Genomic DNA, 14,347 nt, shown 5'->3' with positions numbered 1-14,347 from the left:
ATAACAGCCGCCGCCGCAACAGCCGGAGCCGGCCAAGCATTTAACCAGTCCTGCCATCGATCATGGCAGGACGCTACCCAGAGAAACGGATATCTCTCCGATGAAAATCACCAAACTGACCACCTTTATCGTTCCACCGCGCTGGTGCTTCCTGAAGATCGAAACCGACGAAGGCATCGTCGGCTGGGGCGAACCGGTCGTCGAAGGCCGCGCCCACAGCGTCGCCGCCGCCGTCGAAGAACTTGCCGACTACCTGATCGGCAAGGATCCGCGCCACATCGAAGACCACTGGACCGTCCTCTATCGCGGCGGCTTCTACCGCGGCGGCGCCATCCACATGAGCGCGCTGGCAGGCATCGACCAGGCCTTGTGGGACATCAAGGGCAAGGCGCTCGGCGTTCCGGTCAGCGAATTGCTGGGCGGTCCGGTGCGCGACAGCATCCGCGTGTATTCGTGGATCGGCGGCGATCGCCCGGCCGACACGGCCAAGGCCGCCGAGGATGCGGTGGCGCGCGGCTTCACCGCCGTCAAGATGAACGGCACCGAAGAACTGCAATTCATCGACACCTGGGACAAGATCGAAGCGACGCTGGCCAACGTCGCCGCCGTGCGCGACGCCGTCGGCCCCAACATCGGCATCGGCGTCGACTTCCACGGCCGCGTGCACAAGCCGATGGCCAAGGTCCTGATCAAGGAACTGGAGCCGTACAAGCTGATGTTCATCGAAGAACCGGTGCTCAGCGAAAACTACGAAGCCCTGAAGGAAATCGCCCATCTGACCGCCACGCCGATCGCGCTGGGCGAGCGCCTGTATTCACGCTGGGATTTCAAGCGCATCCTCAGCGAAGGCTATGTCGACATCATCCAGCCCGACGTCTCGCACGCCGGCGGCATCACCGAAACGCGCAAGATCGCCACCATGGCCGAAGCCTACGACGTCGCGCTGGCGCTGCATTGCCCGCTCGGACCGATTGCGCTGGCGGCCTGCCTGCAGGTCGATGCGATTTCGTACAACGCCTTCATCCAGGAGCAAAGCCTGGGCATCCATTACAACGAAAGCAACGACTTGCTCGACTACGTCACCAAGCCGGAAGTATTCAGCTACAAGGATGGCTATGTGACAATTCCGAACGGCCCGGGACTGGGCATCGAGATCAATGAAGAGTATGTGAAGCAGCGCGCGGAAGTGGGGCATCGCTGGCGCAATCCGATCTGGCGACATAAGGACGGCAGCTTCGCAGAGTGGTGAGAAAAACCATTCCCTGATGTAGCACCAACCGCCTTCACGACACTGGGTCCCCCAGCGTGCGCCGGGACGACGGCATTTTTGATTTCTGCGACGCGACGACGCAATCTGAAATCGAAAAAACGTCGTCGTCCTGACGAACGTCAGGACCCAGCGGCGTTCGCCGCACTGAAAAAACGTTTGCCAAGTAAAATAGCGTTTCTCCTCCGCAGCAACTCCACAGGATTCATCATGCATTGGCCCCTCTTCGCCCTCGCCGTTGCCGCCTTCGGCATCGGTACTACAGAATTCGTGATCATGGGGCTGTTGCCTGATGTCGCGCGCGATCTCGGCGTTTCCGCTCCGGCGGCCGGCATGCTGGTGTCCGGCTATGCGCTCGGCGTGGCGGCCGGCGCGCCGGTGCTGGCGATCCTCACCGCAAAATGGCAGCGCAAGCGCGCGCTGGTCGGCCTGATGTGCCTGTTCATTCTCGGCAACGTGCTGTGCGCGATTGCGCCCAACTACAACTTCCTGATGGTGGCGCGCGTGGTGACGGCATTCTGTCACGCTGCATTCTTCGGCATCGGCGCCGTGGTCGCCGCCGAACTGGTGCCGCGCGAGAAGCGCGCGCAAGCCGTGGCGCTGATGTTCACCGGCCTGACCGTCGCCAACATTCTCGGCGTGCCCTTCGGCACCGCACTGGGTCACGCCGCCGGCTGGCGCTCGACCTTCGGCGCGATCACGCTGATCGGCCTGGCCGCCGTCATCATGCTGTGGGTCTGCCTGCCGAAAAAGATCGCCATGCAAGGCGGCAGCATCTTCAAGGAATTCCGCGCCATCGTCCATCCGCAAGTGCAACTGGCGCTGCTGACCAGCACGCTGGCCTCGGTCAGCATGTTCAGCGTGTTGACCTACATCGCTTACATCCTGCTCGACGTCACCGGCTTCACCGCGCACGAAGAAAGCTGGGTGCTGCTGCTGTTCGGCGCCGGCATCACGGTCGGCGGCCTGATCGGCGGACGTCTGGCGGACTGGCGCCTGATGCCGGTGCTCTTTTCGATGTTCGTCTGCATCGCGCTGATCCTGGTCCAGTTTTCGTGGAGCAGCCATTATCAATTGCCGACGCTGATCACCATGTTCATCTGGGGCGCTTTTTCGTTCGCCGTCGTGCCGGCGGCGCAGATCCGCGTGCTGGACAAGGCCAAGGATGCGCCGAACCTGGCGTCGACGCTCAACCAGGGCGCCTTCAATGTAGGGAATGCGACGGGTGCATGGCTGGGCGGCCTGGCGATTTCTGCAGGCTTGCCGCTCACCGATTTGCCGCTGCTGGGCGCAAGCGTATCGGTGCTGGGTTTTCTGACCGTGCTGACCTCGGCGCTGCTGGACCGTCGCGCTGCGAGAGCGCTGGCATAAAACAGCCCTGCCGACGCATCAATGAAAACGCCCCCTGGCAATTTTGCCCGGGGGCGTTTTTCGTCACGCGGCCGGAAACAACAGCGCCATCAATAACGCATCAACGGAGAAAGTGGTTATAGGCCAGCAGAACCACCACCGCACCGATCACCGACAGGATCAAGCCTGCCGGATGGAAGAACGCCCCATCGACAGGCTTGCTGAACAGACGGGCGATCAGGCCGCCGACGACCGAACCGACGATACCCAACACTCCGGTCAGCAAGATGCCGAAATGCTCGCTCCCCGGAACAACAAGGCGAGCAATCGCGCCAACGACAATACCAACGATAAACATCAAAATGTAATGCATGATTTACCTTCGAAAAATAACTAACATGTCGATCGACCCGGGAAAGTCTGCAATCGACGCCTTGCCTGAGAGACATCCTCTGCCTTGCACAGCTCCGCTCCCAAGGACTGGACCAACAACGATGTCCTGACGGCGCGTGTTGACGACGCAGTTGTAAGAGATTGAAATCCATTCTTTTAATCGCGAATTTTCTATTTACTCATCAAAAATAAATGCTTCGTTCAGGAGTCATTCATATTTGAGCACCCTCTCGACAAGTACGGCTATAATTGCCGCGCCATGCGACGCTACCTGATCATTTTCCTGCTGCTGCTCCTGCCGTTCCAGTTCTCCTGGGCGGCGGTCGCGTCGTATTGCCAGCATGAAACTGAAAGCAGCACGCAGCATCTCGGTCACCATGAAGCCGATGCCGGCAGCAAGCAGGACCAGACTCCGGAAAAAAAACTGAGCGAAGGCGACGACGCCGATTGCAGCTTTTGCCATTTTTCCTGCAGCAAGCCGCTGAATCCGCTCGTGACCTGGGCGCCCGCCGCCGCTGACAAAGACCGCTTTACCGTATCAACTCCTGCCCGCTATCTCTCCCACATCGGAGAATCCCCCGAAGAGCCCGACTGGAAACTCACCGCCTGAGAACCTGCTCAAGGTCTTGCTGCGAGACCTTGAACAGGTTCTGCGCCGGCGAGCCGTCTTTCTCTTTACCTCACCACTGCTGAGCGCTCGCCGAATTCCTTCCCTTTAATCGGAGAATTCGATGTACACCCGTTTCTATCCGCTGGGACTGGCGCTTCTGCTCGCCTGTCCTGCCTACACGCATGCGCAGGAGGCGGCAACGCCCCTCACGCTAAGCAACGCCGTCGCGCTCGCGCTCGACAACAACCCTGAACTGTCCTCCGCCCGGCACGAACTCGAAGCGGTTGACGCCGCGGTCCTGCAAGCCGGCGCACGCCCCAATCCCGAACTGTCGACGCTGATGGAAGACACGCGCAAAAGCACGCGCACCACGACCATCCAGCTCAATCAGCCGATCGAACTCGGCGGCAAGCGCGATGCCCGCATCGGCGCCGCCGAACGGTCACGCGACGCCGCCCGTATCGAACTGGCGATCAGGCGCGACGAAATCCGCATCGCCGCTACCTCTGCGTTCTTCGCCGTACTGACGGCACAGGAACGCCGGCGCCTGGCGCAGGAATCCGCCGACCTTGCCCGTAGCGCAGCCGACGCCACCGGCCGCCGCGTCACGGCCGGCAAGATCTCGCCGGTCGAAGAAACTCGGGCGCGCGTTGCCGCTGCTTCTGCACGGCTCGAACTGAGTCAGGCCGACGGTGAACTCGATCTCTCGCGGCGGCGCCTCGCCGCCCTGTGGGGCAACGCCCAGCCGCGCTTCACGCTGGCCGAAGGCAGCGCCGCACAATTGCCGCCGCTGCCGGCCATCGCCGACATCGCGGAACGCAGCGCCGACGCGCCGCAACTGCGGCTGGCCCGGCTCGAGGTCGAACGCCGCCAGGCATTGAGCAAGATCGAAAGCAGCAAGCGCATTCCCGACGCCACGCTGAGCCTGGGCAGGAAACGCGACGAAGAAGCCGGCCGCAGCATGTGGGTGGTCGGCGTATCGATGCCGTTGCCTTTCTTCGACAACAATCGCGGCAACCTGGAAGAAGCCCTGCGCCGCACCGACAAGGCGCGCGACGAACTGGCCGCCGCAGAGACGCGCGTGCGCACCGACATCGCGCAAGCGTATGAAAAGCTGCGCAACGCCCACGCCGAAGTCGCCGTCCTGCACAGCGACATCCTGCCCGGCGCACAGAGCGCCTATGCCGCCGCCGGCAAGGGCTTCGAACTCGGCAAGTTCAATTTCCTGGAAGTGCTCGACGCCCAGCGCACCTTGTTCCAGGCGCGCTCGCAATACCTGCGCGCGATCTCCGATGCCCATCTCGCCTCGGCCGAACTGGAGCGCCTGCTCGGTTCCGCCGGCCCCAACCAATAACCGGACGCCATCATGACCAAGAAACAGAAACTCACCCTCGCCGCCATTGCGGCCATCACTGCGCTGCTGGCCGCGCTGATCCTGCTCGGCGGTTCCGGCAAGGCGGAACAGGCCAATGAAGCCGACACCCACGCCGAAAGCGGGCACGACCATGCCGCAGAAAAGAACGCAAAGGAGGAGCACAAAGAAGATGGACACAAAGAAGATGGACACAAAGAAGATGAACATAAGGAAGACGGACGCAAAGAAGCCGGCCGCCGTGACCATGGCAATGACGATGGCCATGACGAAGAAAACGCCGTCGCCTTCAGCGAATCGCAACTGAAAGCCGCCGGCATCGTCCTCGACACCGCCGCCCCGGGCCGCATCCGCACCAGCCTGCAACTGCCCGGTGAAATCCGCTTCAACCAGGACCGCACTGCGCACGTCGTCCCCAAGGTCAACGGCGTGGTCGAATCGGTCAGCGCCAATCTCGGCCAGCATGTGAAGAAAGGACAAGTGCTCGCCATCGTCAGCAGCAGCACGGTATCCGAGCAACGCAGCGAATTGCTGAACGCGCAGCAGCGCCTCACGCTGGCGCAATCGACGCATGCACGCGAAAAAACCTTGTGGCAGGAAAAAATCTCCGCCGAACAGGATTACCTGCAAGCCGTACAGGCATTGAAGGAAGCCGAAATCGCCGTACGCAACGCGCAACAGAAGCTGGCCGCCATCGGCGCAGGGAGTGCCTCGTCCGGGCTGAACCGCTATGAAATCCGCGCCCCCTTCGACGGCGTCGTGGTCGAAAAGCACCTGGCGCTCGGCGAAGCGGTGAAGGAAGACGCCAACGTCTTCACGATCTCCGACCTGTCCAGCGTCTGGGCCGAAATCACGGTCGCCGCCCGCGACATGAGCGCCGTGCGCGTCGGCGAAAACGTCACCGTCAACGCCACCGCATTCGCCTCCAGCGCGAGCGGCAGGATCGCCTACGTCGGCGCCTTGCTGGGCGAACAAACGCGCACCGCCAAGGCGCACGTCGTGCTGCCCAATCCCGGCAATGCCTGGCGTCCCGGCCTGTTCGTCAACGTTGACGTGCTGGCGCAGGAAACCGAGGTAGCGCTTGCCGTCGCCGTCGATGCCGTGCAATCGGTCGAGCAAAAACAGGTGGTCTTCGTGCGTACACCTGACGGCTTCAGGAAACAGGAAGTCACGCTCGGCCGCAGCGACGGCAAGCGCGTCGAAATCCTCAAGGGCCTCAGCGCAGGCGACGCCTACGCCGCCGCCGGCAGCTTCGTCATCAAGGCAGAACTGGGCAAAGGGAGCGCCGAACATGCGCATTGAATATTTGCTCAATAACGACTGCACCTCCCACTCCGAGCGAGAAGGACACACTCATGTTTGAACGCATCATCCGCTTCGCCATCGAGCATCGATGGCTGGTCATGCTGGCCGTCTTCGGCATGGCCGCCTACGGCGTCTACAGCTACCAGAAGCTGCCCATCGACGCCGTCCCCGACATCACCAACGTACAGGTGCAGATCAATACCTCCGCACCGGGCTATTCGCCGCTGGAGACCGAGCAGCGCATCAGCTTCCCGATCGAGACGGTCATGTCCGGACTGCCCAACCTGGAACAGACGCGCTCGCTGTCGCGCTACGGCCTGTCGCAAGTGACCGTGATCTTCAAAGACGGCACCGATATCTACTTCGCGCGCCAGCTGGTCAACGAACGCATCCAGGAAGCGCGCAGCAAGCTGCCGTCCGGCATCGATCCCGCGATGGGACCGATCTCCACCGGCCTCGGCGAAATCTACCTGTGGACGGTCGAAGCCAAGGACGGCGCGAAGAAAGCCGACGGCACGCCCTATTCACCGGCCGACCTGCGCGAAATCCAGGACTGGATCATCAAGCCGCAACTGCGCAACGTGCCCGGCGTGACCGAGATCAATTCCATCGGCGGCTACGCCAAGGAATATCACGTCGCGCCCTCGCCGGCCAAGCTGGCTTCCTACGGCCTGACGCTGCAAAACGTCGCGACCGCGCTGGAACGCAACAACGCCAACGTCGGCGCCGGCTACATCGAGAAACGCGGCGAGCAATACCTGATCCGCGCGCCGGGACAGGTCGCCTCGATCGACGACATCGGCAACATCATCCTCGGCAACGTGCAGGGCGTGGCGATCCGCATCCGCGACGTCGCCGAAGTCGGCATCGGCCGCGAACTGCGCACCGGCGCCGCCACCGAGAATGGTCGCGAAGTCGTGCTCGGCACCGTCTTCATGCTGATCGGCCAGAACAGCCGCACGGTGTCGCAGGCGGTCGACAAGAAGATGGCCGAAATCAACCGCTCGCTGCCCGAAGGCGTGCAGGCCGTCACCGTGTACGACCGCACGGTGCTGGTCGACAAGGCCATCAACACCGTCAAGAAAAACCTGATCGAAGGCGCGGTGCTGGTGATCGCGGTGCTGTTCCTGTTCCTCGGCAACATCCGCGCGGCCGTGATCACGGCGACGGTGATCCCGCTGGCGATGCTGTTCACCTTCACCGGCATGGTGTCCAACCACGTCAGCGCCAACCTGCTCAGTCTCGGCGCGCTCGACTTCGGCATCATCATCGACGGCGCCGTGGTGATCGTGGAAAACTGCGTGCGCCGCCTGGCGCATGCGCAACAGCATCACGGCCGGCCGCTCACGCGCAGCGAACGCTTCCACGAAGTCTTCGCCGCCTCGCGCGAGGCGCGCAGGCCGCTGCTGTTCGGCCAGCTGATCATCATGATCGTCTACCTGCCGATGTTTGCGCTCACCGGCGTCGAAGGCAAGATGTTCCAGCCGATGGCGTTCACGGTGGTGGCGGCCTTGCTGGGCGCGATGATCCTGTCGGTCACCTTCATCCCGGCGGCGATCGCCTTGTTCATCGGCGACAAGGTCGACGAAAAGGAAAACGCTCTGATGCGTTTTGCCAAGCGCAGCTATGCGCCTTTGCTGCAACGCTCGATGGTCAACAAGCCGATTGTGTTGTCCTTGGCCGCCGCCGTCATCGTGCTGTGCACCTTGCTCGGAGCGAAACTGGGCAGCGAATTCGTGCCCAGCCTCAACGAAGGCGACCTGGCGATCCAGGCCTTGCGCATCCCCGGCACCAGCCTGACGCAATCGGTCGAGATGCAGCAGCAACTGGAACGCACGCTCAAGGACAAATTCCCCGAGATCGAGCGCGTATTCGCCCGCACCGGCACCGCCGAAGTGGCGTCCGACCCGATGCCGCCGAATATTTCAGACGGTTACATCATGCTCAAGCCGCAAGACGAATGGCCGGAGCCGAAGAAGACACAGGCGGAACTGCAGGAAGCCATCCAGAAGACCGTCGCTACCCTGCCCGGCAACAGCTATGAGTTTTCACAACCGATCCAGTTGCGTTTCAACGAGCTGATATCGGGCGTGCGCAGCGACGTCGCGGTGAAAATCTTCGGCGACGACATGGAGGTGCTCAACGACACCGCCGCCAAGATCGCGGCAGTGCTCGGCAAGGTGCCGGGCGCAACCGAGGTCAAGATCGAGCAATCGACCGGCCTGCCGATGCTGACCGTGAAGATAGACAGGGAAAAGACCGCCCGCTACGGCCTCAACATCGGCGACGTGCAAGACACGGTGGCGATGGCCATCGGCGGCAAGGAAACCGGCACGTTGTTCCAGGGCGACCGCCGCTTCGACATCATCGTGCGCCTGCCGGAACGAGAGCGCAACGACCTCGACGCCATCAAACGCCTGCCGATACCCTTGCCGCATGGCGACGGCAAGATCAGCTTCATCCCCTTGGGCGAAGTGGCCGATTTCGACATCGCACCGGGGCCGAATCAGGTCAGCCGCGAAAACGGCAAGCGCCGCATCGTCGTCAGCGCCAACGTGCGCGGCCGCGATCTCGGTTCTTTCGTCGACGATGCCGCACGCCAGATCGGCGCGCAGGTGAAGATCCCGGTCGGTTACTGGACTGCGTGGGGCGGCCAGTTCGAGAACCTGCAATCGGCCACGCAACGCCTGCAAATCGTCGTACCGGTTGCCTTGCTGCTGGTGTTCGTGTTGCTGTTTGCGATGTTCAACAACGTCAAGGACGGCCTGCTGGTCTTCACCGGCATCCCGTTCGCCCTGACCGGCGGTGTGCTGGCGCTGGCGATGCGCGGCATCCCGCTGTCGATCTCCGCCGCCGTCGGCTTCATCGCGCTGTCAGGCGTGGCGGTGCTCAACGGCCTGGTGATGATCGCCTTCATCCGCACCCTGCGCGAAGAAGGCCGCTCGCTCGACGACGCCATCTTCGAAGGCGCCATGACGCGCCTGCGGCCGGTGTTGATGACCGCGCTGGTGGCCTCGCTGGGATTCGTGCCGATGGCGCTGGCAACCGGGACCGGGGCCGAGGTGCAACGGCCATTGGCGACTGTGGTCATCGGGGGGATTTTGTCGTCGACGGTGTTGACGTTGCTGGTGTTGCCGTTGTTGTATCGGTTGGTGCATGCGTCAGACTTAGAAGATGATGACGTGGTCGGAAAATCACCATCATGGCGTAGCCGCTTACAAGATTGGCTACGCATGGGTAAGCGCAAGATCATTTCGTCGTCGTAAAAATGAAAATGCCCCGCAACATAAATGTTGCGGGGCATCTTACTTCTTATTGCTGGCTAGCCTCTGGCGAATTACAGATATAAGACTCAGACCTTCCATCTACGGCTTTGAATTTGACCAGAACGCTTTAAAACTCGTTGTCCGATATTGCTTTCCATACCTTCGATCACAGTTCTACTTATAAAACGCTTTCATCTCACGGGTAAGCAACCCAAAACAGGCATGCACGGCCTCCTTTGGAAACGCCGAGTAAACCAACCCTTGCATGTTACTGGGAATATTTACACCCTCCTCGTGAAGCAAACAGACACGTGATGGTCCATATCTGCCCTGAAAATAGCCGATTTCATGCATCACATTCTCGCGTGCTTTAGCAACCCCATCAGCATCTATATCGTCACCTGTCATAACGATTACCGCACTATCGCACTGATCCGCAGCTGCGGAGAGCTTTTGAATTACTGTCATGCCTTGATTGGGCTCCTGAGCTAACTCAAGCGTCGCTAAGCCGAGATCTCTCTCTAAGAAGGCCTGAACTTCACGCCAATCTCCGGATCGACCATGAGAAATGAACACCCGACCTAGCTTTTGGGACGTAGAAACTGTGAGTGTCAGTTCGCTATTCGCTCGGATCTCCAATATCTGGTCAATGTCGTTAATCAGGCGGCGGACTTTTTCTCGCATATACAACGGTACATTTTCTTCTAGTCCTGAGATCGCATTTGGCTCTGGCGTTGCCATAACAAAATCAGCAAACAATTCTGGTGCAGCCTCCTTCAAAATGACAAGTTGCGCGTTAGCGCCATCAAAATAATGTTGTACCGCCGTCTTTTTAAAACTTTGAATTGGGCGAAGAGGTCCGTCCGGGCCTATGGTGCCACTTAAGGCCTTGTGAATTCCAGCTAACTTAGCTAGTGCGATGCTTGTGGTAGTCATCTTATGTAATCTCACTATTCAGAAAATGCACAAAGGCCACTCATTGAGTGGTGATCACTTCGACCATTTCATTGAAATGGACTTCATCTACTTCTTTAAGCCAAGCAAAAATATGTTGAATAACATTTTGGCTCTCGCCAGCCAAGTTCTCCGAGGCATCTTCGTTTATATCGATCACGATGCTATGAGAGTATTTGTTGATGAATCGATATATTTTCTCTTTAATACCTTCGTCGATACTAGTACAACCTTTTAGCCCTGCATCCATGAGCGCCGCTACATCTGATCGATGTCTGGGAAATTTAAAACTGAAGAATGATTCCAATATTTTCCGAGCAAGATTCGCAGTGAGGAATGCTTCTTCACGAGATAAGGTTGCGTTGTCTTTGTAGTGATACAGCTTTGAAAATATGTAGTGATATTCAGAGTTGTAATCTACCAAACTATTAGCCGCATTCTTGAGAGCCGAGGCCCGAGGAAGGTCCGCGGTAGATTCGATTGAAAAGAAGAAAGCATTTGGATCTTTCTTCTTGCGAATGCGACCGCGGTTAACTCCATTGAACCAGTCGCGCACGAGTTTAAAGTAGGTGAAATTGTGTGTTAGTACAAATATCTGTTTGGCTTCGTCGCAGTTATTCCGTAAAAATGAGTAGGCATGAAATAAATGGTTTGAGTCGAAGCTTGATACCGGGTCATCAACGACAACGATAGTTTCATTTATCTTGTTATCGTTCTCCGAAATTTTGACAATAAAATATACAAAGGCGATCGCTGTTTTTTCTCCCTCACTTAAATTTCTTTTCACCTGATACGAACCGTTACGCAATATTTCATATCCCTTTTTGTTTGCATTGAAGCGTAAAGTAAGTTCGCTACGGCCTAAAAATTTGTGAAGCGAAGCATTAAATTTCTCTGCACCCAAACTTTCGTTTGCAAGCGAGTCCTCAAGTTTTTTTATTTCTAAAGCACGTGCATCAATCGCGGCCTTCAGCGTATTGTTGGTTTCGGTGCGAGTCTTGGTTGCTTTTTTCTTGTCGTCGAGTTTGAACGACCGCATCTCGGTAGCCGCATAGTGAAGTTCGAGCTTCTTCTTTGCCTTGCTAGTCTCTTGCTGAAAATTCTTCGACTTATGATTGTGCTTTTCTATCACACTCACAATCTTCTTGATGACAGTGTTTACCTCTAAGATTGCCTCTGGCGAGACGTCTTCCACAGTCAAAGTAACATCGAGCGGATTAGCGATTTTCTTTTGCAGAGTCGAGTGCCAGCCTTGGATTCCATCATTCAACGTTTTTGTCACATTCTCTGTGACCTTGATCGCCTCCCCATATTCGGTTCTTAGCTCATCGTAGAAGTCACTTGCCGCAGGAAGTATGGGAAAAGAGAAATACTGGCTTTTGAGCCATTCGTCGGCTTTCTCTAGCCGATCCTGAAAGGCTTTATATTCATCATTAAAATGGTTTTCCAAGGCTGCGATTCTGCCTTCAGGGAGTTGACTGCTGCAAAATTCACATACCGAACTATCGTGCTTCTTATGAATTTCAATCCCGGTCTGAACCCAAGTTTTAATATCGTTGTTTTTTGTCAGACGCTCGATGACCTTACTAACGACACTCGACTTTAAAAGATTTTCTAGTCGAGATTTGGCTTTAGAAAACGTCTCTTGATTGAGTTCTGAAGAGAAGAATGAGATCTCCGCTTTTTGTTCCGGTCTAGCAGCTTTGGTGAATTCTAGAACCTGCACTTCGGTCAATATTGCTTGGTCTAAAATTGTGTTTTGGAGGTTGGATAAAATAAACGCATCAAATTTACGTTTGTCGTAGTTCAAATAATATTTATCTGTAGTATCTATAGATTGCAAACTATTTTTCAGATGCCTTGCGCTATCGGTACCGAATTTTGATATCGCGTCCTCAAGTCGTCCTATTTCTTTTTTTTCTTTCAGGTGACTTTCATTATCTTTTTTTTGCTGAACTTGGAGTTCATCTAACTTCTTGCGTTCAGCAATCTTAGTTTGGTCTACTAATAATATGCTTTTTACATGACTATCCCAGGAAATGTTCTCGTCAATAAAATCTTGATTGAAAGTGTAGATCTTCAGGTCGGTCGCGGCTATTGTATTTTGAGTGACTGAAGTTCCTCCTTCCAAGGCAATCAAGAATTGAGAGCTAGGAAATTTGGAAGAAGGGGCCCTATGCTCAAGACAGTGGAAAAGGCCAGCGAGCGTAGATTTTCCAGTGCCGTTCCACCCAAAGATAAGATTGTACTTTCCGAAATCCTGAAGATCTTTATTTGTATGATTCTTAAATATGCCAAAGTCGCTTAGCTTTGCGATGTTTTTAATAGTCATCAATCCCCCCTATTTGGATAGCGCTCGAAACTCCATGCTGTGATTCCTAGTCCAAGCCGTTGTATATTTTCGGACTATCTTAACTGGGATCTTCCATCTAACGCCGGTGCTCGTTCAAAATTTCTGCTAGGGGAATTTGATGAAAACTAGCACTTGTCTACAATTTAACAATAAAAAAAGCCCCGCAACATCACTGTCGCGGGGCTTTTTTATCTACGCTTTATTTCAGGCAATCCGCTGCTCCGAAGCCGGATCAAACAACAAGGCCTTGGTCAGATCAAACGCCAGCTTCAACGGCTCATTCGGCAAAGCACCTGCGCGCGGATGCGTGCGGCAAGTCACCGGCGCATCGTTGAAGCGCGCCACCACCAAAGTATCCGGGCCGGTAGGCTCGGTCAGTTCGATGGTGCAGTCGACTTCGGTCGGGCGGTAGCTGCCGGTGGTGCTGAGTGGATCTCCATTGCGCGCACTCATGGCGTCGGTGACGTGTTCCGGACGAATGCCGAGCACGATGTCGCGACCTACCCATTTCGCGACGGCGTCGGTGTGGCCGTTCAGCGGCAGGGTCAGCAGGGTCTTGCGGCCGCCGTGGTCCAGTTCGAATGCCGGGGCCGAGCCGTCGGTGGCCAGCTTGCCGCGCAGGAAGTTCATCGACGGCGAACCGATGAAGCCGGCCACGAACAGGTTGCTCGGCGAGTCGTAGATCTCTTGCGGGCTGCCGAACTGCTGGACCACGCCGTCCTTCATGACGGCGATGCGATCGCCCAGGGTCATCGCTTCGATCTGGTCGTGCGTGACGTAGACGATGGTGCTGCCCAGGCGCTGGTGCATGCGCTTGATTTCGGCGCGCATTTCGACGCGCAGCTTGGCGTCCAGGTTCGACAGCGGTTCGTCAAACAGGAACAGCGAGGGATCGCGCGCGATCGCGCGGCCCATCGCGACACGCTGGCGCTGGCCGCCGGACAGCAGGGCCGGCTTGCGGTCCAGCAGATGGGTGATCTGCAGGATGTTGGCGACGCGCTCGACGATTTCCTTTTGTTCGGCCTTGGGGATCTTGCGGATGCCGAGGCCGAAGGAAATGTTTTCGCGCACGGTCATGGTCGGGTACAGCGCGTACGACTGGAACACCATAGCGATGTCGCGCTCTTTCGGGGCGACGTTGTTGACGACGCGGTCGCCGATCATGATCTCGCCTTCGGAGACGGTCTCCAGACCGGCGATCATGTTGAGCAGCGTCGACTTGCCGCAGCCGGAGCCGCCGACCAGGATCAGGAACTGGCCGTCTTCGATTTCCAGGTCGATGCCCTTGAGGACTTCGTTACCGTTCGGGTAGACCTTGCGTACGTTGCGAATTGATAAGCTTGCCATTTTCTTACATCTCCATGAATTCTTTTCTATTCAGTTAAGCCCAACTGTATAACTGTCGTCCTGACGAAAGTCAGGACCCAGCGTCGTATCGACCGTCTTTACGACACTGGGTCCCAGCGTTCGCTGGGAC

10 protein-coding genes are annotated in these 14,347 nt (G+C 57.4%); 6 read left to right on the top strand and 4 right to left on the bottom strand.

The features are described 5' to 3' along the window. Positions 1-100 precede the first annotated feature (100 nt). Both dgoD and PMI16_RS04375 read left to right on the top strand, forming a co-directional pair. Entirely contained in the window at positions 101-1,249 is a 1,149-nt protein-coding gene (dgoD, locus tag PMI16_RS04380; protein ID WP_007876776.1) for a galactonate dehydratase, read from the top strand. Between the two features lie 228 nt (positions 1,250-1,477). Continuing rightward, positions 1,478-2,638 carry an MFS transporter gene (locus PMI16_RS04375; protein WP_007876775.1) on the top strand — a complete coding sequence of 387 codons (1,161 nt, stop codon included), beginning with the start codon at positions 1,478-1,480 and terminating at the stop codon, positions 2,636-2,638. Positions 2,639-2,738: 100 nt separating this feature from the next. Here the strand turns inward: PMI16_RS04375 and PMI16_RS04370 are convergent, their stop codons facing one another. Further along, positions 2,739-2,990, bottom strand: a complete 252-nt coding sequence (locus PMI16_RS04370) for a GlsB/YeaQ/YmgE family stress response membrane protein (protein WP_007876773.1) — start codon at positions 2,988-2,990, stop codon at positions 2,739-2,741. Between the two features lie 279 nt (positions 2,991-3,269). On the opposite strand from PMI16_RS04370, the gene czcI reads away from it, so the two are divergent. The 4 genes from czcI to PMI16_RS04350 all read left to right on the top strand — a co-directional run bounded on the left by czcI (position 3,270) and on the right by PMI16_RS04350 (position 9,563). Next, on the top strand, positions 3,270-3,620 hold the full coding sequence (gene czcI / locus PMI16_RS04365) for a cation efflux protein, CzcI family (protein ID WP_007876771.1): 351 nt from the start codon (positions 3,270-3,272) through the stop codon (positions 3,618-3,620). A 121-nt stretch (positions 3,621-3,741) separates the two neighbouring features. After that, positions 3,742-4,974, top strand: a complete 1,233-nt coding sequence (locus PMI16_RS04360) for a TolC family protein (protein WP_007876770.1) — start codon at positions 3,742-3,744, stop codon at positions 4,972-4,974. A 12-nt stretch (positions 4,975-4,986) separates the two neighbouring features. Then, positions 4,987-6,294 carry an efflux RND transporter periplasmic adaptor subunit gene (locus PMI16_RS04355; RefSeq protein WP_007876768.1) on the top strand — a complete coding sequence of 436 codons (1,308 nt, stop codon included), beginning with the start codon at positions 4,987-4,989 and terminating at the stop codon, positions 6,292-6,294. 53 nt (positions 6,295-6,347) lie between these two features. Continuing rightward, positions 6,348-9,563 (top strand): CusA/CzcA family heavy metal efflux RND transporter, encoded by a 3,216-nt coding sequence (locus PMI16_RS04350; RefSeq protein ID WP_007876766.1) that lies wholly within the window; start codon positions 6,348-6,350, stop codon positions 9,561-9,563. A 174-nt stretch (positions 9,564-9,737) separates the two neighbouring features. Here the strand turns inward: PMI16_RS04350 and PMI16_RS04345 are convergent, their stop codons facing one another. The 3 genes from PMI16_RS04345 to PMI16_RS04335 all read right to left on the bottom strand — a co-directional run bounded on the left by PMI16_RS04345 (position 9,738) and on the right by PMI16_RS04335 (position 14,217). Further along, a complete protein-coding gene (locus PMI16_RS04345) occupies positions 9,738-10,499 on the bottom strand; it encodes a TIR domain-containing protein (protein WP_007876764.1) in 762 nt (253 codons plus the stop codon). A 40-nt stretch (positions 10,500-10,539) separates the two neighbouring features. Next, on the bottom strand, positions 10,540-12,849 hold the full coding sequence (locus tag PMI16_RS04340) for an AAA family ATPase (protein ID WP_007876761.1): 2,310 nt from the start codon (positions 12,847-12,849) through the stop codon (positions 10,540-10,542). Between the two features lie 225 nt (positions 12,850-13,074). Further along, entirely contained in the window at positions 13,075-14,217 is a 1,143-nt protein-coding gene (locus PMI16_RS04335; RefSeq protein WP_007876760.1) for an ABC transporter ATP-binding protein, read from the bottom strand. Between the last annotated feature and the right edge of the window lie 130 nt (positions 14,218-14,347).

The sequence above is a fragment of the Herbaspirillum sp. CF444 genome, assembly GCF_000282135.1.
In the GTDB taxonomy this organism is placed as follows: domain Bacteria; phylum Pseudomonadota; class Gammaproteobacteria; order Burkholderiales; family Burkholderiaceae_D; genus Herbaspirillum.
The sequence above is the reverse complement of the archived record's forward strand: the minus strand, read 5'-3'. Positions and strand labels throughout refer to the sequence as shown.

Coding starts and splice junctions, on each gene's coding strand:
- PMI16_RS04375 (WP_007876775.1), top strand. CDS start 1,478: ATGCATTGGCCCCTCTTCGCCCTCGCCGTTGCCGCCTTCGGCATCGGT.
- PMI16_RS04345 (WP_007876764.1), bottom strand. CDS start 10,499: ATGACTACCACAAGCATCGCACTAGCTAAGTTAGCTGGAATTCACAAG.
- PMI16_RS04340 (WP_007876761.1), bottom strand. CDS start 12,849: ATGACTATTAAAAACATCGCAAAGCTAAGCGACTTTGGCATATTTAAG.
- PMI16_RS04335 (WP_007876760.1), bottom strand. CDS start 14,217: ATGGCAAGCTTATCAATTCGCAACGTACGCAAGGTCTACCCGAACGGT.
- dgoD (WP_007876776.1), top strand. CDS start 101: ATGAAAATCACCAAACTGACCACCTTTATCGTTCCACCGCGCTGGTGC.
- czcI (WP_007876771.1), top strand. CDS start 3,270: ATGCGACGCTACCTGATCATTTTCCTGCTGCTGCTCCTGCCGTTCCAG.
- PMI16_RS04350 (WP_007876766.1), top strand. CDS start 6,348: ATGTTTGAACGCATCATCCGCTTCGCCATCGAGCATCGATGGCTGGTC.
- PMI16_RS04360 (WP_007876770.1), top strand. CDS start 3,742: ATGTACACCCGTTTCTATCCGCTGGGACTGGCGCTTCTGCTCGCCTGT.
- PMI16_RS04355 (WP_007876768.1), top strand. CDS start 4,987: ATGACCAAGAAACAGAAACTCACCCTCGCCGCCATTGCGGCCATCACT.
- PMI16_RS04370 (WP_007876773.1), bottom strand. CDS start 2,990: ATGCATTACATTTTGATGTTTATCGTTGGTATTGTCGTTGGCGCGATT.